A 26,234-nucleotide genomic window follows, 5' to 3' on the forward strand; every position below is an offset into this window, starting at 1 on the left:
ATCCTGGCGGCACGTGCCGGAAAAAAGACTTGCGCCGGTTCCGCGCAGACATGAACTAGCCGCTCCTTCATTGGTAGGATACTCAAGTGGCCAACGAGGAGAGACTGTAAATCTCTTGGGCTTTGCCCTTCCCTGGTTCGAATCCAGGTCCTACCACCATTTCCCGCAGCTGCTTCACGAGCTGCACTCGAGCGGATTAACAATCGTTACCGCAGGCGTGCGCTGTCGCGGAATGTGGCGCATCTCTGTTTCGGACTGGCGCGCTGGCAACCCGGTTTGCGCGAGTCTGGCACCGATTCACGTAAGCGCCACACAATAGCGGTTGATCAAAACTCTCGCGAGAGACGTTCGCGCAAGCGGATACGCCGGTCCTTCGATGCGTGGCGCGGCATCGCCCGGAACCTCGAAAAGGGCAACGCACATCCTGCCCGTGAATCGCGAGGCGTAGATCAGGCCATGAAATCCTGACGGATGATCCATGACCGCCCTTCCCCATTGGTGGGTGAACCTGCGCGATCGATGCATGAGCGCCGAGGCATCCACTTTGGCGGAAGCCATTCCCGCAAAGGTGAGATTCGCCACCGCAACACTGGGAAGCCTCAGCGTGGAAAACACGCGCGCCTCCCATTCGCTCCTGGCAATGGCCACGCGCGTCCTTCTGGCAAAGAAGACGTCGCCATACACCTCCATTGTCGCGGTTTCCTCGTCGGACGCGGCGTAGAGCACGGGATACCGGCCCAAGGGGTGGGAGAACCGGTGTTCTTCGTTGAGCGTGAACCGCACCGCCCTCCCTGGAAAATGCAGTCGCCACCAACCTCTTTCCGCCAGTTTGGCATCCGCCAGTTTCAGCGAGGCCAGATCCCTCGGCGGCAGCCTGAGCGGCTTCAGTTTAGCCGACATGCGCTTTGGCGAGCGCCTTCAATCGTTTCGCATCGCCGGCGATCAGAAGATCGACAGGCGCCCTGCCGCGCAGGCTTTCCCGCGGTGTGAGGAAAAAGGTGAGCACGGCCCAGTCATCGAGACCGCTGATCTCCCTGAAGGTTTGGACAACCTCAACCAAACCCTCACGCACCCGGCCCTTCTCATCGAACTGCCATGTGGGAAACCTGACCGCCCCCTGCTTTTCCAATCGCACCCCGAACAAGCCGCCCTCCTTGGCCTTTTCGAGTATTCTGGGCTTCGAGATTCCGACTATGCGGGCGGCAATCTCGGCCGACACACATGGCCCCTGCGGCGCACGCAGCATTTCAGCCCGCGCCGCTGCACCGCGAACCAGGGCCAGAGCCACGCCTTCGTGCTCCAAGGCAGGAGAAACCGCCGGCACCAGCTCCACCAAATCATCCGCGAACGCCGCCGCTCCTTCGTTCGATTCACCCTTGAATGTCGTCACATAGTCTTCCATGACCGCTCCGAGGCGGCGGCGCATTTTCCGCCGGAGTTCATCCCGGACAATGAGCTTCTCCGTATTGAGCGCGTCTGCCTCCATGAAGCCAGCATGGGTCTTTCTGTAAGTTTGTCAACTTCGTTAAATCGTCTTAAAACTTCTGCCCGGCGTGCGCAGCATCAAAGCCTGCTCACTTGCCGCGACTCGGCTCCCGGTCTGGTGCCTCATGCGGTACGGTGGGTCCGCTGAATGGCTCGACGTGGGTCACGATGTCAGTGACGGCGGGAAAAGACGCTCTGACGGCGTCCTTGACCCTATGGCCGATCGCATGCCCCTTCTCGACGGTGATGCGCCGGTCCACCTGCACATGGACATCCATGTGATAGCCGAGGCCGCTCTTCTTCATTCTCAGCTTCTCAATCCGGCGGACGCCCTCCGTGCTTTCAGCCAGGGCCAGCACCTCCCGCACCATTTCAGGAGGCGCGGCGCCGTCCATGTTCTCATGCAGGGCGAGCTTCAGGAGCGAAAATCCGTTGTATCCGATGACCAGACATCCCAGAAGCGCCGCAATGTCATCCGCCTTCTCGTACCCCGGTCCACCGGCAAGCGAGATCGTGATTCCAAGAAACGCCAGTGCCGACGTGATCGCATCCGAACGATGATGCCAGGCGTCACCCTTGAGCGCGATGCTCGTGGTTTCCGCACTCTTCTTCAGGGCGTACCGTGAAAGGATCATTTTCGTCACCACAACGAGCAAAAGAATTGGCAGGGTGAACCAGTCCGGGGAACTGTGGCGTCCGACAAGATTCCGGGAACTTTGGATGGCGATGATCGCGCCTGCGGCAAGCAGTGCCAGCGCCGAAAACAACGCCCCGAGCTGCTCAGCCTTCCCGTGTCCGAACGGATGGTCCTCGTCGGGAGGCCTGCTCGAAATCCTCAGGGAAACCAGCACCACTGACGATGTGACGACATCGGTCAGCGATTCGATCCCGTCGGCAATCAATGCATAGGAATGACCGAGCAACCCGGCGAGGATCTTGACCGCCGCAAGCACGACGTTCACGAAAATGCTCTTCAAGGTTGTTTGAAACGCCACCGCAACCGATTGCTTCATTTTGGATCCCGCCAGGATATGCATTCCAACGACGCGGGTCAACGCAGCCCCTTGTCGACCCTCGCTGTAGCGCGCCAATGCGGGAGGCGGCTCAAGCCAGGACAGGAAGCGCAATGCCAGCCGCCTCAAAAATGCCGGTGCCAAGGAAGCGTGCGCGTCCACCGAGGCTGCGTTGAATCCGGAGGACCTCGTTCCATTTCACCATCCGTTCACTGCGGCTGAATGAGCCAACCTTGAGCTGGCCCGCATTGGTCGCCACCGCGAGGTGCGCAATGAACGCGTCCTCGGTCTCCCCCGAACGCGCCGACACCACGGGCAGCCAGCCGGCGGCCTGTGTCTGGCGGATGGCTCGGATCGTCTCGGTCACGGTGCCGATCTGGTTGAGCTTGATCAGCACGGCGTTCGCGGTCCGGGCGGAGATCCCCCGCCTGATCCTTTCGGGATGCGTCGTAAAGTGATCGTCCCCGATGAGCTGGCAGCGGTGCCCGATCGCTTCGCGCACGAGTCGCCAGCCATCCCAGTCATCCTCCGCCATCGGATCCTCGATCGATACGATCGGATACTTCTCCACCCAGTCGATCATCAGGCGTGCAAACTGCGCGGATGTGAACCGCCGTTTTTCCAAACCCAGCGAGTAGCTGTCGTCCTGAAAAAGGTCGGTGGCTGCGATGTCGAGCGAGAGCCCGACATCGCGTCCCGGAGTGTAGCCGGCCGCACGAATCGCGGCGAGCAGCGCCTCAAACACGTCCTCATTGCGGTCGAAAAGCGGCCAGTAACCGCCCTCGTCCGCCACGCCGGCGAGCCGGCCTCGCGCCCGCATGACATCGGCGGCGGCGTGAAAGACATTGTGCGTGATCTCAAGCGTCTCCTCGTAGGTGCGCGCGCGAAGCGCCACGATCATGAAATCCTGGATGTCGATGCGGCCCTGCGCGTGGCGGCCCCCGCCGAAGATCTGGACCTCGGGCAGCGGCAGCAGCGTGCTCTGGCCGCCTCCAAGCGATTCAAAAAGCGGCACACCCCGCGCGCACGCCGCAGCCTGCGCCGCAGCCATCGAAACCCCCAGCAGCGCGTTGGCGCCCAGCCGCGACTTGTTCGGCGTGCCATCCAGCGCAACGAGCGCCGCATCGAGTCCCGATTGATCGAAGACATCGCGCCCCACCACCAGACGCGCGATTTCTCCTTCAACATGCGCGATGGCTTGAAACACCGACTTCCCGCGGTAGCGATGCGGATCGCCATCACGCAGTTCGTGCGCCTCATGGCTTCCGGTCGACGCCCCGGAGGGCACGAACCCGCGGCCACTCATGCCATTTTCGAGGGTGATCTCGACCTCCACTGTGGGATGGCCGCGGCTGTCGAAGATCTGCAGGGCGTGCAGGGCGGAAATTTTCATGAGGATGCCAGGGTCAGGAGCCAGTCGGCGGTGAAGGTCTTGAGGACGGGCGTGGGAGTCACCAGACAACGCACGGCAAAGGCTGTCACAATATCTCCATCCCCCGGCTTGAGATATTCAACGGGAGACTTTCCATGGACTCTCGCAAGCATGAGCGCTGCAAGCAAGAGGACGGTGCGCGACTCCAGATCCGCCGTGGCGCGACTGCCGAGAGCCGTGCCATAGGCATTCCAGAATGCGGGAACCAAGTCCAGAAGGCGCGCCGGATCCGCGCGATGAAGCAGCGTCTTGAGGTGCAGATGGCAAAGGAGAAAGGCGGTGTCGAAGGCGGGATCACCGTACCATCCGCACTCCGCATCCAGCACTACGATGCGGTCGTGCGACACCAGCAGGTTTTTGGGTGAATAGTCCCCATGCACAAGCGCCAGGTTCGTCCTGGCCAGCCGTCCGGCCTCTGCCTCAAGCACGTCACGGACGGCCGGAACCCGCGCAGCGGTCGTCAGAAGATAGGGCTCAATCCGCAGCGCATGAAAATTGGACAGCGTGGCAAATCGCGCTGCAGCGTTTGAATCTCCCCATGACGCCGCATGAAGCCGCCCCAGCACGGCACCGGCATGGACCGCGGGCCCGCGATCCGCATGGCCCGCCAGCAGCATCTGCTTCCAAGTGCGAAAACCATCGCCGAAATACTCCATCGCAAACCATCCCTCCTCCCTGTTTCCCGCGAGTATGCGCGGAACCGATTCCGGGACCACCCGTGCCGCATAGTCGAAGTAGTCCCATTCGGTTCGATTCCGACCGGTGTCGGCAAGCCACTCGGCGCTGACCTTCAGCCGGGGGAGCGCGCGCTTCACCACGAGCCTTCGATCGCCGTCCTCGACGAGGGCAATCTCGCTTGAAACTCCACCTTCGAGGCCGCGCACGCGCACCGGTCCCGCCGTCACGGTGCCGGCGGCTCGCAAGTGGGCGATCAGGCTGTCACTCGATGCGGACATGTACTCGGAGATTCAATCCGAGCGCATGTTCGAAGGTCGAGTCAAGGCATGGAAATACCCTTCATGCCCGCAGCCTTGCGACTGCGCCCTCAAATCGGGGCGAGCAGGCCGCCATCCACGTGGATGATCTGGCCATTGAGAAAATCCGATGCGCGACGCAAGAAATCGCTTTACGGATACAGCAGATGGGCCATTGAGTGGTCCGGACTTGTGTGCAGAATGGGAGGCTCATTTGCGCATCGGCTTCCATTCCCCAATGAAATGAAACCCGAAACAATCATGCCTCCCTGTGTGATACAAGTCCGTGCCCTCGCTCTTGCGCTGGGACTGTTCTCCCTCTGCCCGCATCCCGCATCAGCGCAGGCCGCCAGGGAGAGTTCACGGGTTGCCCCCCCCTCTGCGCACAGGACCGATCTCGACGTCATTGCCGGCTGGGTGCAATTTCGGGCGGCGCCCGACGCACTGTATTTCCATCTCCACAATGAGGCGCTGGCGTTGCTGGCACAACGGGATCAGCAGGCGGCTGGACTCCACTCGGCAGAGGATTGGAAACGACAGCAGGAAAAGGTGCGGCATACGCTCGCTGAGATCGTGGGACCCTTTCCGGAACGCACCCCGCTCAATGCCCGGATACTGGGCACGGTCGAAAAGGCCGACTACCGGATGGAGAACATCGTCTTCGAATCGCAGCCGGGGTTCTACGTCACATCGGCGCTTTTCCTGCCCAGACACCTGTCCGGACCGGCACCAACCGTGCTTTATGCCAGTGGTCACTCGCCAAGCGGGTATCGGACCGGGTACATGCGTACCATTCTCAATCTCGTCAAGAAGGGCTTCGTGGTCTTCGCCTGGGACCCCGTCTCCCAAGGCGAGCGCATGCAGTATCTGGACGACACCGGCAAGCCGCGGGTGGGTGACAACAATCTCGAGCACGCCTACATCACCCAGCAGGCGATGCTCACGGGTTCATCGCTCGCCCGCTACGTCATCTGGGACGGCATTCGCGCAGTCGACTATCTCCTCACGCGTCCGGAAGTCGACCCGAAGCGTCTCGGCATGGCGGGGCGGTCGGGAGGCGGCTTCCAATCGCTCTACATTCCCGCATTCGACGAGCGGATCCTCGCGGCGGCGCCGGAAAACCATGTTTGCAACAACACGCGCATTCTCCAAAAAATCGGCCCCCGCGACGGCGAACAAAACCTGTTTCACATGTTCGCCCGTGGGATCGACCACCCGGACCTGCTGACCGCACGGGCGCCCAAACCGGCCCTGATCATCGCGACAGCAAATGACCTCTTCAACATCGAGGGCACGCGCGAGACCTTTCGCGAGGTGAGCAGGGTCTATCGCGCCATGGGGGCGCCGGAGAACCTGAAACTCGTCGAGGACGACGCCGGACATGAGCCCACAACCCGGAACAGCGAGGCCATGTATGCGTTTTTCCAGGCGCAGCTCAACAATCCGGGCTCATCCAAGATCGAAGCGGTGGAACTGCCGACCCAGGACGAGCTGCGCGTGACCCCCACCGGACAAGTCCGCACTTCGTTGAAGGGTGAAACAGTTTCGAGTCTGACGCGGCGCGAGGCCGATCAACTCGTCACCCAGCGTCAGGACGGAATCTCCGCGTCAGGCTTCAAGCCGGCAAACGTGGTGGAGGCGGCCAGACAAATGAGCGGCTACCGACCGCCCAATTCCGCGGATCGGCCCGTGCTGACAGGCCGCGGCCACCGCGAGGGATGCGTGATCGAGCGCTATTTCGTCATGGGCGAGGGCGACTATCCCATTCCCTACGTTGCGATGCTGCCCGAACACCCCAATGGACGCGCGGTGCTCTACCTTCACCCGCAGGGCAAGGCGGCCGATGGCGGCAAGGGCGGGGAAATGGAGCGGCTTGTCCGACTGGGCTACAAGGTGCTTGCACCCGATCTGGTTGGAACCGGAGAGGTCGGTCCCGGGATTTCCGCCGGAGGAAGGTACCCCGGTCATCCGGCGAATTCCGGTGTCAACTACAAGACCTGGTATCTGGGAATGTTCATCGGCCGCAGCGTGCTGGCTGTTCGCGCCGCGGATGTCGTGAAGCTGGCCGCCATCCTGAAGGCCGAAGGCAGCTCAGACGTGTCAGCCGTGGCCTACGGCACGATGGGCCCGCTGCTGCTCCATGCAGCCGCGTTCAGCCCGGATATTTCCCGCGTGGCGCTGATCGATTCCCTGAGTTCCTACCATTCTGCGGCCGCCACGGAGTACTATGCGCCCCGGTTCATAGAGACCTTCGTGCCCGGCGTCCTGCGGTCCTACGATCTTCCCCTGCTCGCGGCGGCCCTCGCGCCCCGGCGAATCATTTTGCACAACACGGTGGATGGCGGCGGCAGGCTTCTGCCTGTGGAAAGCGTGAAGCGCGAGTACGCCCTGGCCTTTGCCGCCTTCGGCTCCGCGAAATCCGAAAACAACCTCGTGGTGGGCGCGGGCGAGGACTTGAAGGCACCGATGACCCGGCTGTTGAATGATTGAAGGAACCACAATGATGCAATCTCCACGTCTCTCATTTCTTGCCCTTGCCCTCAGCACGATGCTGGGCACGGCGGCGGGCGACACAAAGCCGGTCAATATTCTCTTCATCCTGGCGGATGACCTGGGCACGGCGCCGGTCAGCGCCTACGGTGGCGACTACTACCACACGCCGGCCATTGATTCACTGGCAAGCGACGGTCTGAAGTTCACCGACGCCTATGCGGCGTGTCCGGTGTGCTCGCCGACACGCGCCTCGCTGATGACCGGCCAGTATCCCGCGCGCACTCACATCACGGATTTCATTCCGGGAGGGTCGTTCCCCCTGGCGCGCCTCACGCAGCCAGACTGGCAGAAGTTTCTGCCGCTCTCCGCCACGACGATTGCCGAGGTCCTTGCGCAACGCGGCTACGTGACGGCGTTGTTCGGGAAGTGGCACCTTGCCCGCGGATATTTTCCACCTGAAAGCGTGGCCGAGGGGCCGGATCGCCAGGGTTTCGCCGAGACCTACATCACGCAGAAACCCAAGAAAGGCGACGATCCCGAGGCGGATGCGCACAAGGTCGGGTCGATCACCTCGCATGCGCTGGACTTTCTCACGCGCCACCGGGACGAGCCGTTTTTCCTGGAGCTGTCCTACAATTCCATTCACTCGCCGATCATGGCGCCGCGTGCGCTCGTCGAAAAACACCAAAAGCGTGCGGGGTCGGACCAGCCTCAGAACAATCCGGTCATCGCCGCGATGATGGAGGAACTCGACAATTCGATCGCACGGGTGCTTTCGCACCTCGATGCGCTCGGACTGCGGGATCGCACGGTTGTGATCTTCTACGGCGACAACGGCGGGCTGCTGGCCGACGCCGCGCAGACACCCTGGCGCGGTGGCAAGGCGCGGTTGTATGAAGGAGGGATTCGCGTTCCGCTGCTCGTGCGCTGGCCGGGAGTCATTGCTCCGGGCCGGATCAGCGCCACGCCGGTGACGACGGTTGATTTTTTCCCCACATTCCTCGAACTCGCCGGAGCGCCGGCGCCACGCGGCGTGCCGCTGGACGGCGTCAGCCTGGCGGGACTCTGGCGGGGGAGCCCGGCACCCGCTCGCGAGGCGATCTTCTGGCACTACCCACACTATCACGCCGCGGGATCCGGCGGCCCAGCCGGAGCAGTGCGGTCGGGCGATTGGAAATTGATTGAGTACTACGAATACACCCTGGCACACACCGGCCGGGCTCCCGAATTGTACAACCTGCGATACGACCCCGGTGAAACGCAGAATCTCGCCGCGCAGGAATCCGCCCGGGCAACCACCCTGCTCGCGCTGCTCGCGGCCCATCGCACAGCCACGGGCGCACAGATGCCAACCGTGAACCCCGCCTATGATCCGCCGAGGACCAAGGCACCAACCGCCAGGGCTGTCGAGCATTGAGACACAGGCACAAGGCAACCTGAACGGCCCCTCTAATTGATTTGTTGCCGCGGTAATCCAATCCCCTTTATCCGCCGCTCATCCGTGCCGATGACAATCGGGCAAACGCAGACTTGACAATCCACACAACCCCCGGCACCTCCTTTCGTACAACGGCAATGTCCCTCGCTCACTCGACGCACTTTACCAGCCTCCTCGCCCACGCCTCCGTGGTCGCCGTCGTGTCCGTTATTATCCGAGCACCGAGAGGGAGCTGACGTCCAACCTGACTTTCGCCCCCTTCGGTGTCTCACCGAAGGGGGCTTTTTTTTGCCCCGACGGTGAACGACGAGGGGAGCGGCAACAAAAAAACACAACCGCCTCCCAACCATGTATACGTTCCTCGGCCTTCCCAAGCCTCCCATTGATGACGACGAGACAGACGACGACAGTCGACAAATGAAGCGTCGCAGCGCCCGCCCGCTGCCATTCCTCGCCACCTGCGAAATCGCACAGAATCACGACCTGCTCGTGATGAACCTGCGCGAGGACCTCACCGACACATTCCAGGGAAACTTTGACATCGACTTCCCGTGAACACCTCCGTCACCGCCGCTCGATCCGCATCTCAATCCTCCGCATCCCCTGTCTTTCGTTATGCCACGCGGACGTCAGGCTTCAAGGCCAGTGCCATCCGGGAAATCCTGAGATACACGGAGTCGCCGGACTTCATCTCCTTCGCCGGCGGTTTGCCCGCCCCGGAGTTGTTCCCGGTGGAGGCCATCGCGCGCGCTTCCGCCACCGTGCTTGCGTCAGACGGGCCTGCGTCGCTCCAGTACGGCGCCACCGAGGGCTTCCTGCCGCTGCGCGAATGGGTCTGCCAGCACCTTTCCGCGACGGCGGAACTGCACACCTCGCCGGACCAGGTGATCATGCTGCACGGATCCCAGCAGGGCCTCGATCTCATCGCGAAGGTGCTGCTCAATCCGGGGGACACGGTTCTGACGGAGAATCCCGCCTACCTCGGCGCCCTTCAGGCCTTTCGCTCCTACGAGGCAAGGGTCGTGGGCCTCGACTCCGACCAGCATGGACTCCTGCCCGACGCGCTGGAGCATCATCTAAACGGAACAGCCGTCCTTCCAAAATTTCTGTATCTCAACCCAAATTTTCAGAATCCCACAGGCACCTCCCTCACCCAGGAGCGTCGCAGCGCCATCGCGCAGATTGCCGCGCGTCACTCGGTGGCTGTCATTGAGGACGATCCCTACGGCGAACTGCGTTTTGCAGGCACTGCAATTCCAGCGCTGAGCGCGATTGAAGCGGGTCACGCGTGGATCTACCTGGGAACCTTCAGCAAGATTCTCGCTCCCGGTCTGCGCGTGGCCTGGATGGTCGCGCGCGATCGCATTTTCATGGATCGCGTCGTGACGGCTAAGCAGGCGACCGATCTCCACACCGCGGCCTTCAACCAGCGTGTCATCTGGGAAACTGTTCGCCACGCGGGCATGCTCGACAGACACGTCGGTCAACTGCGCGAGACTTACAGCCGGCGGCGGGCAGTGATGCTCTCAGCCCTTCGCCGTCACTTCCCCACCGACTGCACCTGGACGCAGCCGGATGGAGGACTCTTCCTCTGGGTGACAACAGCGCCTGGTGTGGACACCCTCGACCTTCTCCAGCACGCACTCGCCCAGAAGGTCGCCTTTGTTCCAGGAGCACCCTTCTGGGTTGACCGCGCAGTCAAAAACACGCTGCGCCTCAACTTCAGCAACGCCAGCGAGGAACGGATCGATCAGGGAATAGCCCGCCTCGGCGCAGCCCTGGCGGCTGTTCCTGCCGCCGCAGCCTGAGCAATCAATTCCCTGGCCGGGGCATGAAGCCGGACTATTCCGGACTCATGACGCGCCAGGCAGCAAACCTGTTGTTTCCGCGTCAGGCGAAGCCGCCCCCCGAAACCAGTCCGAGTTCGCGACGCCGCTTGGCGCGGTCCCGTCCGGCCTTGATTGCATAGCCGGATCTCCGGTGCTCGGCTATAGGATCGTTCGGCAGCCCCTTCTGTCTGCGCCAGACTTTCAAAGCAGGCGCGACATCGGTGAAAAACGCCCTTTTCAGCTCCAGCTCCGCAGCCACCACATCATGCGCCTCCTGCGCCTTGCGCAGCGCCTCGTGGTCAACGAGCGCGGCCTTCGCAAAAAGCTCCTGCGCCATCATCACGGTCTGCAGTGTGGCCTCGATCTTCGGCTTCTCGTTGTGACACTGGTCGATCATGTAGGCGATCTTCGGCGCCTTGCCACGCTCAACCGAGAAGCTGTGAATCTCGTGAAAGATGCGGAAAACCTGGTACGGATCGATCGATCCAAGCGTCAGATCATCGTCCGCGTAACGCCGGTCATTGAAGTGAAAGCCTCCAAGCATGTCTTCATCGAGCAGGAAGGCGACGATCTGCTCGATGTTCTGGCCGGAGTAATGGTGGCCGGTGTCCACGAGGACCTTCGCTCGCCGGCCGGCCTTTTTGGAGAGCACGTACGACATTCCCCAGTCAGCGATGTCGGTGGCGTAGAAGGCCGGCTCGAACGGCTTGTACTCAACCAGCATTGTCTGATTCGGCGCGAGCTTGCGATGCAGCGCCTTCAGCGCCGCCTCAAAGCGATGCTTGCGGTCGCGAATGCTCTCCTGCCCCGGATAGTTCGTGCCATCCGCAAACCACAGGGACAGGTACTCGCTGCCGACCGCCTTCCCGATCGCAATCGAGTCATAACAATGCTGGAGCGCGCGTTCGCGCACCGCCGCATCCGAGTTTCCAAACGACCCCCACTTGTATTCCTGGTCCTGGAAGAGATTCGGATTGATCGCTCCAATCCTCACGCCATGCCGCTCGGCCAGTTTTGCCACCGCCTTCGGATCCTCGCCGGGTTTGAAGTCCCACAGCACGTGCACGGCCACCGTGGGGCAGCATCCCGTTAGCGCATGGACGTGACCGCTGTCGGCCAGCTTGTCCGCCAGGTCGATCGCCGCGGCATCCTGAAGGAATTTTCCAAAACGCGTTCCGGTGTCAGCGAAGCCCCAGGAAGGCACCTCGACATTGAAGTTGTTGAGTATTGGCAGGAGGCGGGAGACGAGTGCGGAATTGGCTGCAGCCATGGCGTTGTCAGGAAAAGAAAAGAAGCATTTTTTGATGTCTCCGCACCTGCGGGACATCGAATTTCAAGTATTCGCCGCGCCATCCAAAATGGCAAGGCCTTCAGTAACCTCGCCCGTTCCAAAATCGTCTTTCATGCGTCGAACAAAAAATTTTCAAAGCGCGATGCGTTCGCCTGTTCGCATGCGTCGCGCTCTCGCAGATTTGCAAACCCTCAGCTTGTAAGCAACGGTGCACCTTTTCGCTTTGGAAGGCGTTCCCACTTCCGTCACGCTTCAATCTTCTGCCCCGTCGCGGTACTCCGCCAGGTGCGGACCTGCCCAACAAGATCTGCCGCAACCACCTTGAACCCGCACCCTCCGCGCCCATACCGCCTCGCACTTGCACTGCTCGCATCCTGCGCAGCCACACTCGCCGCCCCAGCCGCCAAATCCGTCGATCCGGCGCCCGCCGCACAGACAAAGCCGGATTCCCCAAAGTCGCGCACGGGTTTGGTCGTCGGCGAAAACAAGGCCACTCCGGTCAGCCGCATCAAGGCGGCGAACGGCTTTCAGGTCGAGCTTCTCTACTCCGTTCCGGGAGACGAGCAGGGGTCGTGGATCAATCTTTGCCTTGATCCCAAGGGAAGAATCTACGCCGCGGACCAGTACGGCGGGCTCTATCGCTTCACACCTCCGCCGCCCGGCAAGGTCCTCAGTCATTCGCAAATCGAGCGGGTCCCAGCAAATATTCGCGCCGTCAACGGCATGGTCTGGGCCTTTGGAGCACTCTACGTGGGCGTCAACGACTACGAACAGAAAATTCCCAGCGGCCTGTATCGCCTGACCGACTCCGATGGCGACGACCAGCTGGACAAGGTGGAGTTGCTGCGCGAGATGACCAGCAAGGGAGATCACGGCGTGCACGCCGTGCTGCTCACAGAGGACGGGAAGGGACTTTACCTCGTGTGCGGCAATGGTGCCAAGCTGACTGAGATCTCCCCTGACTCACCCGTTCCGCAGATCTGGGGCGAGGACCAGCTCCTGCCGCGCATTCCGGACGGCCGCGGATTCATGGTCAATGTCCTCGGGCCGGGCGGCGTCATCTATCGGGTGACACCCGACGGCCGGCGCTTCGAGGCCGTTGCCAGCGGTTTCCGCAATGTCTTCGACGCCGCCCTGAATCGCGACGGCGAACTGTTCACGTTCGACGCCGACATGGAGTACGACTTCAACACCTCCTGGTACCGCCCCACGCGCATCAACCACGTGGTCAGCGGCGCCGAGTTCGGCTGGAGAAACGGCGCGGGGAAACGCCCCGACTTCTATGAGGACAACCTGCCCGCAGTCATCAACATCGGACCGGGTTCGCCAGCAGGCACGGTGTTTGGCTACGGGGCGAAATTTCCCGCCCGGTATCAAAATGCGTTCTTCGGACTTGATTGGAGCTGGGGCAGACTCTACGCGGTTTTTCTCGAGCCTGACGGAGCGACCTACAGGGCGACAAAGGAGGAATTCCTCTCCGGCACCCCGCTTCCATTGACCGACGCCGTCATTCACCCCGGGGATGGCGCGATGTATTTCACCATCGGCGGCCGCCGCGTCCAGAGCGGCGTCTATCGCGTCACCTACCACGGATCGGAGTCGACGGCCCCCGTGGCGCAGCGATCGCATGAAACTCCCCTTGCAATCCTGCGACACCGCCTCGAAAAACTTCACCACAGCTCCAGCCCCGAGGGCATTGCCATTGCCTGGCCCAGCCTGGGCCACGAGGATCGATTCATCCGCTGGGCGGCGCGCACCGCCATCGAGCACATTCCCGTCGCCGCATGGAGGGATCGCGCGCTCGGGGAACCCGATCCCTCCAGCCGCGTGGAGGCGCTGCTCGCGCTTGCCCGCGCCGGAGGCATCAGTCCGCCCCATCGCGACGACAACAGCCCGCCGGTCGATCATGCGCTCGGGCGACGGCTGCTCGACTCCCTGGTCGAAGTTGACCTCAGCCGCCTCGATCCGCAGCGCAAACTGGCGCTGGTGCGCACAGCGCAGATCATCCTGCACCGCTTCGACATCTTCCCTTCCGCGCTGACCAAGCCGCTCAAGGCGAAGCTGGATCCGCTGTTTCCCGCCGAAACTCCGGAAATGAACTGGCTGCTCTGCGAGACGCTTGTCTATCTGCAGTCGGACTCCGTCGCGCAAAAAGCCATGAAGCTGATCGCCGACGCACCCACGCAGGAGGAGCAGATCGAATACGCCCGCTCGCTTCGCATGCTCAGGCACGGATGGACGCTGCAGACCCGCAAGGCTTACCTGGAGTGGTTCAATCGAGCCGCAAACTTTCGTGGCGGGGCCAGTTTCAAGCAATTCATCGCCTTCATCCGCACCGATGCGCTCGCAACATTCTCCGAGGGCGAAAAGGAGGCGCTCGAGGATTTGATCAACAAGGCGCCAGAGGTGCGGAGCGTCATCGAGACCTTTGGCGACGTCTTTGTCGGACGCACGCCCCGCGATTGGAAACTGCAGGAGCTTGCACCCGCTGTTGAATCAGGGATGAAGAACCGGAATTTCGAAAACGGCCGCAGGATGTTCGGCGCCGCAGCCTGCGCAGCCTGCCATCGCTTCAACAACCAGGGCGGAATGACCGGCCCGGATCTCACCGGCGCAGGCGGACGCTACAGTCCGGCCGATTTGCTCGACCAGATCCTGAATCCGAGCAAGGAGATCAACGAGCAGTTCGTTCCGACCATCCTCACCAGGGAAAATGGTGAAACAGTCGTCGGCACGGTGGTCAATCTGAAGGGTGACAATGTCATCATCAACACCGACCCATCGAATCCGAACGCCATCGTCTCGGTTGATCGCAAGCAGGTGAAGAGCATAGAACCGTCAAAGGTGTCACCCATGCCGCCGATGCTGCTGTCATCAATGACCGAGCCGGAGATCCTCGATCTGCTCGCGTACGTCCTCAGCGCGGGGGATCGAAACAACGGGATGTTCAGAGCAGGCGGAAGGAGCGACTGACTGCCGGCTTCCCTGTCGCAGCTCACCAAGGAAACGGCCGTTCGTGTTGTCACGTCCCAGCAAACACCTTCTGGCTCTCGCAGGTCTGCTTGCGGCCTCGGTCGGCTGGGGAGCCCCATCGAAGCCGACGCTCTCCGGCCGCAAGGTGGACACACTTTTCCGCTCCTACAACGGGGATCCCGCTGCGCTCTCGCGCGACGGAGGCATGCTCGCCTACGTCGTGCGTGACGAGCGGCAGCTTGCCGTCGCCGTGGTGGACCTGGACCAACGGGAGAAACCGCGTGGCAGGATTCTCCTGAACGAAAGATCGGATGCGGCGGTGACTCACCTCGAATGGGCTTCCCCGCATCTGCTCGTGCTCGTCTCTGCAACTCCCGCCATCTTCAGCCTGGACGTCTCCACGCTGAAGAGTCAGCGGGTGCTGGACTCCACAACGTTCAACGATCCGGACAGCACAACCTCGCGCCCGCCGCGATTTGTCGGACTTGTTCCCAACGAGCCGGGCATGGCCTGGGTCGAGGGCATCTCGCAGGTTCCGGGCCTGTCGCAGCTCGACATGGACATGGCCGCAGGCGGCGATTTATCGACCGATCAGTCCGGTCAAACCTTCGACGATGGCAACTCCCAGACAACGGCCGACCCGCAGTTGGACACCTACAACATGGAGATCGATGACGTGCAGGCGTCCCAAAGCTCCGTAAGGTGGGTGGAACTGGTGAAGCTCGACCTGTCCACCGGCAAGACCAAGAGCCTTTCAAACCTCAGTGTCAGCCTCGACGGCACCCTCCTCTATGATCGACAGGGCAAACCACGGATCATGCAGGAGCAGACGGCGCAGACGCAGCATTTTCTAACCCTCAATCCAAAGAGGAGCCTGTTCAGCAAGTGGCTGGATATCGACCGGCTTCTCGGGAAAGGTCATGCGCTCGAGTTCAAAGTCACACCCGAGAACTTCCTGGCCCATCGATCATTCCCTCTCGCATTCGACACGAACCCCGACCTTTTCTACTATGCGTCCAATGTCGGACGCGACACCTATGCGATCTTTCAGCTCAACCTGAAGGATGGGTCCACAAGGGAAATTACAGCGTCTCCGGACGGTTTGGATCTCGCGGATCCGGCCCAGCCGATGTCGGAGTGGAACATGGTCTTCGATCGGAAGACCGGCGCGCTGCTCGGCGTCCGCGCCGCTTCGCCGCATGCATCCACGATCTGGACGGATTCCGATTTCTCCGCGATCCAGGAGGCGGTGCGTCGGAAATTTCCTGGCCGGGCCGTTGAACTTGTCGATGGGGATGATGCCCGGGCGAGGTTTCTCGTGCTCGTCTCCAGTCTGAATGATCCCGGTCGCTATTTTGTCTACTTCAAGGCCACGGGAGAATGCCTCGAATGCGTGCGGCGCGCTCCCTGGCTGAAGCGGGAGGAGGCGAACACCACGCGCGCCTTTCGCTTCACATCGAAAGCAGGAAATGAGGTTTCCGGTCGCCTGACCCTGCCGCGCGCGACGCTGCTCAACGTGGCTCCGCTGGTCGTCTGGTGCGGCCTCGGACCAGGCGCACTCGATTCCGACGAGTTCAGCCGGCAGGCGCAGGTATTCGCCGACCTCGGGTGCATGGTGCTCGAGGTCGACTACCGCGGTTCGGGCGGGCGCGGCGTGGCCCATCGGCAGGCGATCACCGCAGCCTTCGATCGGATTCCCCTCGAGGACATCCTCGCCGCCATGGATTGGCTGCCGTCCGTGCGAACCTATGACGCCCGCCGCGTTGCCATCGGCGGTTCGGGCTTCGGCGGATTTCTCGCACTGCGCGCCCTCGCGCTCCACCAGGGAAAGTTCCGCTGCGCCGTCGCCGTGAACGCACCGACGCGCCTGGATCAACTGGCTGAGGAACCGGCAGGCGAACGCATGGAGGACATGCGCCGGTTCAGCGATCAGACCCAGTCCTACATGAAAGCCCTGTCCAATTGGAAACCCGGCCAGGGGCGCATGCCAACCATGCCCATGATGGAGCCGCGTCCGATCAACTTCGGGCTCGAATTGAATCGCTGGCTCTACAGCCACGGAGCGACAAGCGTGAAGGACATGTCCGTGATCGCCGACGCAAGGCTGATCAATCGTCCCATTCTCCTGCTGCACGATCCAGACAGCCCCTCCGTCTCCTTCGAATATCCCAAGGCACTCAAACGCGCGCTCGGGCGCCAGGGTGTCGACTGTGTGTTGAAGGAGATTTCCGGGGGCTTTGCCGCGGGCAATCCCGCATCCCTCGGCACAGCCTTCGACGCCATCGGCGAATTCATAGCCGACCAGTTCTATAAATTCGACGTGGAGGTCGGTGAGGCCCGGGAGCAGAAATGAATCCTTCGCGGCGATCCTTCCGTCCGGTCCTGCTCCTCATCGCATTCGCTGCGAACTGCCTGGCGGCGTCCCCAGCCTCCGCCCAGACCGACGCCACGAGTGAGCGCGTGATCGAGCTCCCTCCCCTGCTGGTCGAGGAGCCCGCCAAGCCTCTCCGCTGGCGGTACGTGGAATTCCCCGGAATCGAGGTGCTCTCCGTCGTGTCGGACGGCGACACAAAGACCTTCCTTAAAAGGTACCACAACCAGTCTCAAATTCTGCAGTGGATCCTGCCGTCGCGGCTTCAGGGACGGTCCTCCGTGCCCGACGAATACATCCTGTTCAACGACAACCTGACCCGCGCCCACTCGCAGGAGGTCATGAAGACAATGATGTCGAGCCAGCGGGAGGCCGCGCGACGCAAGCTGTCGCAGGAAGGAAAGGAAGCTGGGGAGCCGGACTTCGGACGCAACCGCTCCCGCGCACCCCGGATCAAGTTTCTTCCCAACATGCGGCTGATCGATGTCGACACGACCGCGGTCTTCGTCGTCGTGAAGGATTCCGACAACCTCGCCTCCGATTTCACCTTCTCCCTCGATCGCATCGTCCACCTGCTTGCCTCGCGCGTGCCCGTGCTTCCGTCCTGGTTTTCGGTGGGCATGGTCGGACTCTATCAGCGCGCAGATTTCGGCGATGATCGCGTCACCTTCCGACCCGCGACCTGGACAACACCCGCGGCCGTCACCGCACTGCAGGACAACCCGGAGCCGCTTCGCACGCTCCTTCCCATGTCGGAGCTTTTTTCCGGACGGCCGCGCCCGGGATCGCCCGAGGCGGGCTTCGACAAGCTTTGGCGCGCGCAATGCGCGCTGTTTCTCCGCTGGGCGATCGCCGATGACAACGGCTCCCGGCGTGAAGCGCTCTGGGGGTTCATCGACCGCCTTGAAAGGGAGCCGCCTTCGGAGGCGCTCTTCGAGAAGTATTTCAATGTTGGTTACTCCGACATGCGCGACATCCTCAGCGACTACCTCGTGTCGTCCGTCGACCAGAAGGTGACGCTCCGAGGCGGCAGGGTCGCCAAACCACCGGCGATCGAACTGCGCGACGCATCGCCCCTCGACATCGCGCGAATCCGCGGCGACTGGGAGAGGATACAAATCAACTTCGTGCGCAGGGCGTTTCCGGACGTGGTCGACAAGTACATAGAGCAGGCGCGGCGGACGCTGCGCAAACCCTATGACCAGGGAGAGCGGGATCCGCGTCTGCTTGCCCTCCTGGGCCTGCTGGAATGCGACGCAGGCGACCGCGCCGCCGGGCTTCCGTTCCTCGCGGCCGCCTTCCGGGGGAGGGTTGAACGGCCGCGCGTATACTACGAACTCGCCCTGAGCCGGTATCTGGCCGCGGCCGGAAGCATGAATGGAGCAGGATTGAGCGCCGGACAGATCGGAGAGATCTCCGCTCCGATCGAGGCGTCCTGGGATATGCAGCCTCCCATCCCGGCCTCGTATGCCATACTTGCCGACGCGTGGTTCCGCACTCGCGAAACTCCGCCCGACGCCGTGTGCGATCACCTCAATCGCGCTGCGACACTCTTCCCCCAGGTCGAGGGGCTCGTCCTCAGGGTCGCGCGCCTAAATGTGAAACGGGGGGACCTCGAGCGCGCGGAATCGCAGCTCCGCCAGTCCCTGAGCAATGCAAGCGATCCGAATCTTCAGAAGGCAATCGCCAGCGAGCTCGAACGCGTCACGGGTGAGCGGGCGAAAACCGCCTCGGCCACCTATCCGCATTGATTGCGCGGCGGCAGCATCCCGCGGCTGTGACAGAAGCCTCGCAGGTCATCAGGGAGCTGCGATTCGAATCGATGCGGAAATCCAGCGGCATGAAGGTCGATTGCGCTGCAATGCAGCGCCTGCCGCGACAACAGGAGTCGCTCCTGCAATGCGGCTGTCCACCCGTGTTCGATGAATTCCAGGAAAAGCCGGGGATCCGGCCCGTAGATCTTGTCGCCCACCAGTGAATGCCCGAGCCACTGGGCGTGCGCGCGAATCTGATGTTTGCGTCCGGTTTCGGTCCGCACCCGCGCCAGCGTGAATCCACCTCCCTCCGCCGATCCGGACAGGGGCTCAAAATGGCTGACGGCCCGCTGGCCGGTTCCATCGGTTTTCACACAGCTCTTCACCGTCACCGGACATCCGACGTCGGGCCCGAGCGGTTGATCGACACACACCGCGCGATCCAGGATCCCGTGCAGAACGACGAGGTATTCCTTTGAATAGCGCCTTTCCTGGACCGCCATTTGAAGCTGGCGCGCAACCAGTGCGTCCTTGGCGAAAACGACGAGACCGCTGGTCTCCCGATCGAGCCTGAAGATCAGATGGGATGCGATGTCTCCTCCCCGATGCTGCCGGACCGCCCCGGCGAGGCTCGACCATGGCCCCTCCTTCGACGGATGGCAGACAACATCACCGGGCTTCTCGATCACAAGCAGACGCTCGTCCTCAAACCGAATCCAGGAAACCAGTTCCGCCGGAGCGATCTGCCGGATGACACCCTGTCGAAGCTTCCTCTCCCAAGGGCCGATCGGCTTGGAATACGCATGAGGGTTTGGAACTGCCGTCGCGGAACGTTCCGCACCAGGGACATGATCAAAACCGCATGCATGGGAAGGCATTGGGAGCATTCTTTCACCGACCTCACCCCAAGGCAACCCGTCTGCGGTCAAACGCTGCGCATAGTCATAAATCCCCATGCGATATTTCCGGGTCTGGCCCGCATTAAGCTAGGCCACCAATCGGTGCGTTTTGTGTCGTAGTTGGTTGCAATGCCACTCAACAGGCAGCATCCTCTGCGCGTCTGATCATGAAGAACGATTTTCCGAAGGCAGGAAGATCCGCCGGTCCCAACGACGGCGCTGTCATTCAGGTTCTCGTCAGGCAGGGGTTAATGTCCGGAGATGGACCCCGGACATCGGCCATATCGGCCAACCCTCCGAAAGGAACCCAAAAAACATGAATAGCAATATCAACGCCCCCGAACTGATCGTATCCGGCATCCATCTCACCCTTACGCCTTCCCTGAAGACGTTCGTGCGCGAGAAATCCGAGCGATTGTTTCGCCACCAGGAGCGCATCATGCGACTCCGGGTGGAACTGGAGTGTGATTCCAAGCAGGCAGTGGGCAATCGCTTCACCGCCAAGGGTCACATTGAAATCCATGGTCCCGACATGAATGCGTCGGTCTCATCGGATGAATGCCACAAGGCGGTCTCGCTGCTGGTCGACAAACTCGACCGCATGCTCAACAAGCGCGCCAAGGCCTACAAATCCAGGCGACACGCCAACGAGCCAATCAGGGCGACTGCGGTCCTGCAAACGTGACGGAGTGACCGGCCCGACCCGTCGGGCCTTTTCCGACAAAAAGACCCGCCTTCAAGGGCGGGTCTTTTTGTTGCCAGGCGAAGCAGCGCCCACCGGTCACGCCGGAGGCTCGCCGAGGAGCGCGAGGCATTCAATCGCGGCCAGGCCCCACTGCGCGGTGTCATTGGTGGATACACCCGGAAGTTCCTCGACCGGGCGGAGCACGTCCGGCCCGCGTATCGTCCTGAGTTGATCCGCGGTGAAGCGGCGCCCGCCCGGATTTCGTTCGAACTCGGACCACGCCCGACGCGCCAGGCGGCCATCAGCCATCTCCTTCGCCGCATACGCCGTGAGACGTGAATGCCCTTGAACCAGCGGCCCGCGCACCAGCTTCCTTCCGAGCCTGTGCACCTGCTCCTCGTCACTCGCATTGTACAGTTCGCAGTACTCCAGCCAGGCTCGCTTGAACTCCGGCACGTCAAGGAGCTGTATCAGCTCCGCGCACACCTCGACCAGTCCGAAGACCGCATTGAGATGCGACGCGCCAATGTCACCGGGTTTCGCAATGGAGAATTCGCCGGTGTTGAGATTGAGCGTGGTGCCCGTGCTGAAGAATCCATGCGGCTGGTGGCCGAGCGACTTCATGCTCGCCAGCAGCCTGTCGCGCATGACCGCGCTGCCGGTCCTCTCCCACTCGGTGAGCCAGGCGCCCGCGATGGATCCCCAGTCGGTTCCCACGCTCACCCCCACACGGGTGGGATCGGTGCTTGCGCCACGGTCGAGATCGCCCGCCGATTTCGCCACCGACAGCTTTCGCCCCGGAGGAATACGCAGGAGCGCGCGCCCCGCCTCGATCTGCTCCCGCATGAGATCGCCCACCCGTTCGTCACCGGTCAGGTAATAGTAGTACCTCCGGTTGACCGCCGTGCTGATGCGAAGCTGCTTGGCGCTGCACCCCCAGTGCAGCACATTGTGACGCGATCCCAGCGGTGCGAATCGCCCGATGTGATGGACATCCACCTCACCCGTGTGACGGGTCATCGCCTCGGCAAACCGAAAGACATCCGCGCGTCCGGTGCGCAGGTAGTAAAGCCAGAGCCAGATGTCCGTCGAGAGCTCCGAATTGTCCCATGCGAATCCGCCCACGTCGTAACGCCACTCATGGCGATCGGCATCATACGTGTGCATCACATCGCCATAGTTCCAGAAGCCGTACCAGCGCCGGTCCTCGCGCTGGCCAAGATAGTACGAAAAATTCAGCGCAAGCCGGTCCTCGATCACGCGGCGGGCGGCGGTTGAGCGATCCTCGGGCGACCAGAGCTCCCCGAACACTCCACAGGAATTGAGGTACGCGGAGGTCGCCACCATTTGCGGTGGATTGCGCAGGCACTCCGCAAGCGCGGCAAATCGCCTGCGGCTCGGCGTCGCCGGGAGAATCCACAGGTGCATCTCGCTCGTGCGCGCCACGCCCTCCGGATTGTCGAAACCCGGCTCGTAGTCCTCGTAGGTGATTTCCAAACCGCCGTTGTACTGCTTTTCGTACGTGTCCTGGCCCAGGCCATCGTGATAGGGACGAAGATCCATCGGTGCGGACCTCGGCGCCCAAAGCCATAGTGTCACTTCCGCCGCCTCCTGCGTGGCGCCTCGAATGTCGAGTTGTGCGGGATGACTCTGCCAGAAATTCCTGATCCCAAAGGCCACTCCCCCCTTGGGCGATCCGAGGTAGCCCAGCCCGCCGGCCCGCTGGCCCTGCGCCGCGGTCAGCCATGTGCAATCCCCTCCTGTGCGCTTGTGCAGGTCGAATCCATCCGCGTTCGCCTGATGAAGCGTCCAGTCATTGTAGGCTGCCACGTAGCTCAACCGCGAGCTGACCGCTGTCGCCCAGGTCTCCAGCGGCGGAGTCGCCTCGCCCGCGACCTGCGCCCGTCGCACCGCCTCGCCGGGATCCCTCCGAAGTCCGGTGATGCCGCGTATCGCTTCCCCGAATACACCATCGCCCTGCCCGGAGAACCGCACATGGCGGTCGTACAGTTCGCCCTCGAGCGGCACGGAGAACCTCAGCCCGATGCCGCGGATGAAATCCCCGCGCTGCTTCCCGTCGAACATGAAGGTGTGCATCACCCGGATCGCGTCACTGCCCGCATAAAAGTAGAGCCGCACCACAAACGGCAGCCATGCCCTGTCCGCTCCGTCCACCGAGCGGTGACGTCCCTCGATCTTCACGACCGCGCGCACGGGTCCGCTCTGCTCCAGAGTCACAGACCCAATCTCCCCGTCAAACGCCTGCGGCTGAGCGGCTGCCTCGGGGGAATCCTGATTGAGAAGGACCAAGTGCCCGCCCCGAAGCGCCTCGCGCCCCTGGCGCAGAATCAGGGGAATCAGCACTCGACCGGATTTCGCCACGTGAACCCGCATGACTCCCGTGTCGATCTCATGGTGATCATTCATTTCCGATGCGCGTATGGCCGTTCCCCCGGCGGCCGGCTTTCCCGGCACAAGTTCGAAATGCTCGCCGGACACCTCCCCCGCAATCGCATGAGCCGTCCATTTCAGGCTGCCGTCCGGCCATGTCGCCAGCGGCCAGTTCTGCACGGGCACCGGCTCTCCGGCGTCGGATTTCAATGCAAAGGTCGCGTCGGGACGGAACTTCCCGCGCGGCCATGACACGCCCCAGGTCGAGCCAAACGACGCGCGGGGCGCACCACCCTCGAGCCAGTGAAGCGGCACGCCGCCGGCGGGGCCCGCCGCGGAAGACGCGGTCGACGCCCCGGTCGATGGGGTGCGTGCGTGAAGTCCTGTGGCGAGTTTGGCAGCCGCCGTCGCAAACGCGGTCTTTCGGACAAAGTCGCGCCGTGTCAGTGATTTCATGGTTGTGGGTGGATTGAGTTTCACGAGCGCGCAGTCAGTCGATGCCGTCGCCGAAAACCGGGAGCATGCCCGGCATCGATCGACATTTTGAGGCGTCTTGGGTCATTGGGGGGAGACTGCGTGCGGTCACAGTGTTCCACCATGCGGACTCGCTGTCGAATCGCCACTTTCCAGAAAAGATCTGACAGTCATTTTTTCTTCGACCCCGGTTTCTGCGGCGATAGCGTTCAAGCTGATGCCTGTGCCAACCCTGCGATCCCTGGCGCGCGAACTCGGGCTTTCGCGGACCACCGTTTCCGATGCGCTTTGCGGGTCACCGCGCGTGAAGGCGGCGACGGCTGAACGCGTGCGCGCAGCCGCAAAGGCGGCCGGGTACGAGCGCAACCCCCTCACCGGCGCCGTCATGTCGCAACTGCGCCGCTCCCGCACCCAGCAGTTCCGGGGCGTGATCGCGGCCGTGGAGATCATCGAGGAGGAACGCTCCCGCATAGCCGTCCGCTACAACAGCGCGATTCTGGCCGGGATCTCCGAGCGGGCGAACCAGATGGGATTCAACGTTGAGCGCTTTGTGGTCGGACCCCAGGGCGTGCGTATCAAACGGCTGGATACCATTCTGCACACCCGCGGCATCCAGGCCGTTGTCCTGCTCCCCGCCAGTGGTTTCCCGGATCTGGGCGCACTGAGCTGGAACCGCTACACTGCCGTGTACACCGATTATTTCATCGACCACCCCCCGTTGCACTGCGTGTGTTCGGACCACTATCGATCGATGATCGCGCTCCTCCGCGAGCTTTTTGACCGCGGTTATCGCCGCCCCGGCCTTTTCATGGAAATCCCCCTGAGCGAGCGCCTCCAATACCGCTGGGAGGGCGCGTTTCTCGGGCTGCAGAACGCCATCCCCGGCATCACCCCGATCCCGACGCTGCGGCTGCCGGAAATCACGCGCCCTGATTTTGAATCCTGGTTCAGGCGGCATGATCCAGACGTTGTCATCGGTCACTCACCGGATGTCATCGGGTGGATGAAAGCCTGCGGCGCGCGCCTTCCAAGGAGCCATGGATTTGTCTGTCTCAATGTTCTGCGGACCAGCGGCAACTGCGCGACGCTGGATCTGCAGACCGCCGAGCTTGGAGCACGCGCCACTGAACTTGTCGTGGGACAACTTCTCCACAACGAGCTGGGAATCCCACCCCAGCCATCCCTCACGACCATTCCCGCCAGGTTGATCGACGGCCCCACGCTGCGAAAATCCGTGAAGCCCGCTGGCACCCCGGCGACGGTCCGTGCATAGCGCCAACCCGGCTTTCCACCGACTCCTGCCCGGGCCCGGCGACCAACCACCGGTCAGTGCGCCAGCCAGTCAACGCCAGCGCGAATCAGGATGCCATTGAGCAGCATCCCGGCGAGGCCCGCGGCCGCCATCACGATCAAATCCCTGCAGATTCGCGATCCGGTCGCCACCGGTCGAATCATCCCGCGAATCAGGGGTACATTGGACAGGATGCTCGTCAGCGTGGAAAGTATGACACCGTTCACTCCAATCACGGTAGGAATCTCGTGCTGCGCCATGAGTGTGGCTGCGGAGGTGATGGCCGATGCGCTGGAGATCAATCCACCGGACATGCTCACAAAATAGAAACTCGCGGAACCAAAGTGCCGGTTGGCAAGGGCCCCCAGCACATTCAGCACCATGAAAGCGAGCCCGAACTTGAGTGCGGACCAGAGTTTGAAGGGCGATTCCAAAGGCAGGGCCGGAACGGGATCCTGCCGGGATCCGAGCGTGCGGCTCCACCACCTGAAAATGCTCACCAGAAGCATGAGCCCCAGCGGCAGCACGCAGCGAGGCAGGGCAATGGGCGAAAAAATGCCCACGATCAGTCCATTTCTCAGGATCATTGCTCCGGTCGAGAGAATGATCCCGCGATGCACTGAGGATTGCACTCCGGTGCCCAGCTCCCCAAGCCTTCCGCCCAGCTCAACGACCACCTTGCGGCTGTTCACCAATCCCCCGAAGAACGCCGTGATCTCCATGCCGCGCGGTCCCAGCAGCTTGAGCAGGATGTAGTTCACGAATCCAATCCCCGCGATTATGATCACGCTCGCCCAATTTTCGCGCGGCTGCACGAGGCCCCACGGATCCACGGGTTGCGAGGGCAGAACGGGGAAAATGATGAAGGTCAGGATCGCCAGCAGAATGCCCGATCTCAGCTCAGCGTCGGACAGACCAATGGCGAAATCGTTGATGACATTTTTCCATGCGAGCAAGGCGGCGGTGATGATGCCTGCAACCGAAGGAGTGAACACGTGCCCCTGTCCAAACAGGATTCCCGTGAACGCAACTAGCACGAGGCTCATCGAGGTGGTCAGTGTGAGCTTGCCGGCCTGAGCCATCTCCCGATGGTTCATCCACCCGACAGTAATCGCCACAAACAGCAACGCCGCTCCCCCATAGACCGGCCCCATCATCCCACCGAGGCCGCCAAGCAGGCCGGTCAGAGCAAAGGTGCGCACGCCACGCTTCTGGCTGTGCTCGCGCTCAAGGCCGATGAAGAGACCCATCGCCACCGCCATGCCGAGGCGGCTCAGCACCGTCAGGAAGGGCCACTGCAATGCCGTCTCCAACACATCGAGAACCGTTGAGTCAGGCATAAACTCGCGTGATGCACATCTTGTCTCGCACACCAGGCAGAACTTCCGGCCCGTGTGTCCGGGCACCTTCGACCCGAAACGCGGCCGTCGCAATGGAAAAG

18 protein-coding genes and 1 tRNA gene are annotated in these 26,234 nt (G+C 62.3%); 10 read left to right on the top strand and 9 right to left on the bottom strand.

Annotation, left to right across the window (positions count from 1 at the left end):
* The first annotated feature begins 72 nt into the window (after positions 1-72).
* Positions 73-159: transfer RNA gene (locus HS122_11950), tRNA-Tyr, on the top strand.
* A 138-nt stretch (positions 160-297) separates the two neighbouring features.
* Here the strand turns inward: HS122_11950 and HS122_11955 are convergent.
* From HS122_11955 to HS122_11975, 5 genes are all read right to left on the bottom strand, one after another.
* Entirely contained in the window at positions 298-900 is a 603-nt protein-coding gene (locus HS122_11955; GenBank protein ID MBE7539114.1) for an RES family NAD+ phosphorylase, read from the bottom strand.
* Positions 890-1,486 carry a hypothetical protein gene (locus HS122_11960; protein MBE7539115.1) on the bottom strand — a complete coding sequence of 199 codons (597 nt, stop codon included), beginning with the start codon at positions 1,484-1,486 and terminating at the stop codon, positions 890-892. The genes HS122_11955 and HS122_11960 overlap by 11 nt, the downstream gene beginning before the upstream one ends.
* Positions 1,487-1,574: 88 nt before the next feature.
* Positions 1,575-2,498, bottom strand: a complete 924-nt coding sequence (locus HS122_11965; GenBank protein ID MBE7539116.1) for a cation transporter — start codon at positions 2,496-2,498, stop codon at positions 1,575-1,577.
* Between the two features lie 91 nt (positions 2,499-2,589).
* Positions 2,590-3,891: a phosphopyruvate hydratase gene (gene eno / locus HS122_11970; protein ID MBE7539117.1), complete on the bottom strand. Its 1,302-nt coding sequence runs from the start codon at positions 3,889-3,891 to the stop codon at positions 2,590-2,592.
* Positions 3,888-4,886, bottom strand: coding sequence for a phosphotransferase (locus HS122_11975; GenBank protein ID MBE7539118.1), 999 nt, complete (start codon positions 4,884-4,886; stop codon positions 3,888-3,890). Before HS122_11975 ends, eno begins: the two co-directional genes overlap by 4 nt.
* Before the next feature lie 261 nt (positions 4,887-5,147).
* Between HS122_11975 and HS122_11980 the strand changes: the two genes are divergently transcribed.
* From HS122_11980 to HS122_11995, 4 genes are all read left to right on the top strand, one after another.
* Positions 5,148-7,394, top strand: a complete 2,247-nt coding sequence (locus HS122_11980; GenBank protein ID MBE7539119.1) for an acetylxylan esterase — start codon at positions 5,148-5,150, stop codon at positions 7,392-7,394.
* A gap of 10 nt (positions 7,395-7,404) precedes the next feature.
* Positions 7,405-8,814: a sulfatase gene (locus tag HS122_11985; protein MBE7539120.1), complete on the top strand. Its 1,410-nt coding sequence runs from the start codon at positions 7,405-7,407 to the stop codon at positions 8,812-8,814.
* Positions 8,815-9,183: 369 nt separating this feature from the next.
* Positions 9,184-9,390, top strand: coding sequence for a hypothetical protein (locus tag HS122_11990; GenBank protein ID MBE7539121.1), 207 nt, complete (start codon positions 9,184-9,186; stop codon positions 9,388-9,390).
* Positions 9,387-10,643: a PLP-dependent aminotransferase family protein gene (locus HS122_11995; GenBank protein MBE7539122.1), complete on the top strand. Its 1,257-nt coding sequence runs from the start codon at positions 9,387-9,389 to the stop codon at positions 10,641-10,643. The genes HS122_11990 and HS122_11995 overlap by 4 nt, the downstream gene beginning before the upstream one ends.
* Before the next feature lie 82 nt (positions 10,644-10,725).
* Here the strand turns inward: HS122_11995 and HS122_12000 are convergent, their stop codons facing one another.
* Positions 10,726-11,934: a TIM barrel protein gene (locus tag HS122_12000; protein ID MBE7539123.1), complete on the bottom strand. Its 1,209-nt coding sequence runs from the start codon at positions 11,932-11,934 to the stop codon at positions 10,726-10,728.
* 384 nt (positions 11,935-12,318) lie between these two features.
* Between HS122_12000 and HS122_12005 the strand changes: the two genes are divergently transcribed.
* The 3 genes from HS122_12005 to HS122_12015 are packed head-to-tail and all read left to right on the top strand — an operon-like array spanning position 12,319 to position 19,050.
* A complete protein-coding gene (locus HS122_12005; GenBank protein ID MBE7539124.1) occupies positions 12,319-14,928 on the top strand; it encodes a c-type cytochrome in 2,610 nt (869 codons plus the stop codon).
* Between the two features lie 43 nt (positions 14,929-14,971).
* Positions 14,972-17,281, top strand: coding sequence for a prolyl oligopeptidase family serine peptidase (locus HS122_12010; protein MBE7539125.1), 2,310 nt, complete (start codon positions 14,972-14,974; stop codon positions 17,279-17,281).
* A complete protein-coding gene (locus HS122_12015) occupies positions 17,278-19,050 on the top strand; it encodes a hypothetical protein (protein MBE7539126.1) in 1,773 nt (590 codons plus the stop codon). The genes HS122_12010 and HS122_12015 overlap by 4 nt, the downstream gene beginning before the upstream one ends.
* On the opposite strand, the gene HS122_12020 is transcribed toward HS122_12015, so the two are convergent.
* Positions 19,038-19,931, bottom strand: a complete 894-nt coding sequence (locus HS122_12020) for an RluA family pseudouridine synthase (protein MBE7539127.1) — start codon at positions 19,929-19,931, stop codon at positions 19,038-19,040. The genes HS122_12015 and HS122_12020 overlap by 13 nt on opposite strands.
* Before the next feature lie 337 nt (positions 19,932-20,268).
* Here HS122_12020 and raiA point away from each other — a divergent pair, with 337 nt between their 5' ends.
* Positions 20,269-20,637, top strand: coding sequence for a ribosome-associated translation inhibitor RaiA (gene raiA, locus HS122_12025; protein MBE7539128.1), 369 nt, complete (start codon positions 20,269-20,271; stop codon positions 20,635-20,637).
* Between the two features lie 96 nt (positions 20,638-20,733).
* Here raiA and HS122_12030 read toward each other — a convergent pair whose 3' ends face one another.
* Entirely contained in the window at positions 20,734-23,484 is a 2,751-nt protein-coding gene (locus HS122_12030; GenBank protein ID MBE7539129.1) for a Tat pathway signal sequence domain protein, read from the bottom strand.
* A gap of 235 nt (positions 23,485-23,719) precedes the next feature.
* Here HS122_12030 and HS122_12035 point away from each other — a divergent pair, with 235 nt between their 5' ends.
* Positions 23,720-24,775: a LacI family DNA-binding transcriptional regulator gene (locus HS122_12035; GenBank protein ID MBE7539130.1), complete on the top strand. Its 1,056-nt coding sequence runs from the start codon at positions 23,720-23,722 to the stop codon at positions 24,773-24,775.
* A 53-nt stretch (positions 24,776-24,828) separates the two neighbouring features.
* Here the strand turns inward: HS122_12035 and HS122_12040 are convergent, their stop codons facing one another.
* Entirely contained in the window at positions 24,829-26,133 is a 1,305-nt protein-coding gene (locus tag HS122_12040; GenBank protein MBE7539131.1) for an MgtC/SapB family protein, read from the bottom strand.
* Positions 26,134-26,234 lie beyond the last annotated feature (101 nt).

The sequence above is a fragment of the Opitutaceae bacterium genome (assembly GCA_015075305.1).
Lineage (GTDB): Bacteria > Verrucomicrobiota > Verrucomicrobiia > Opitutales > Opitutaceae > UBA6669.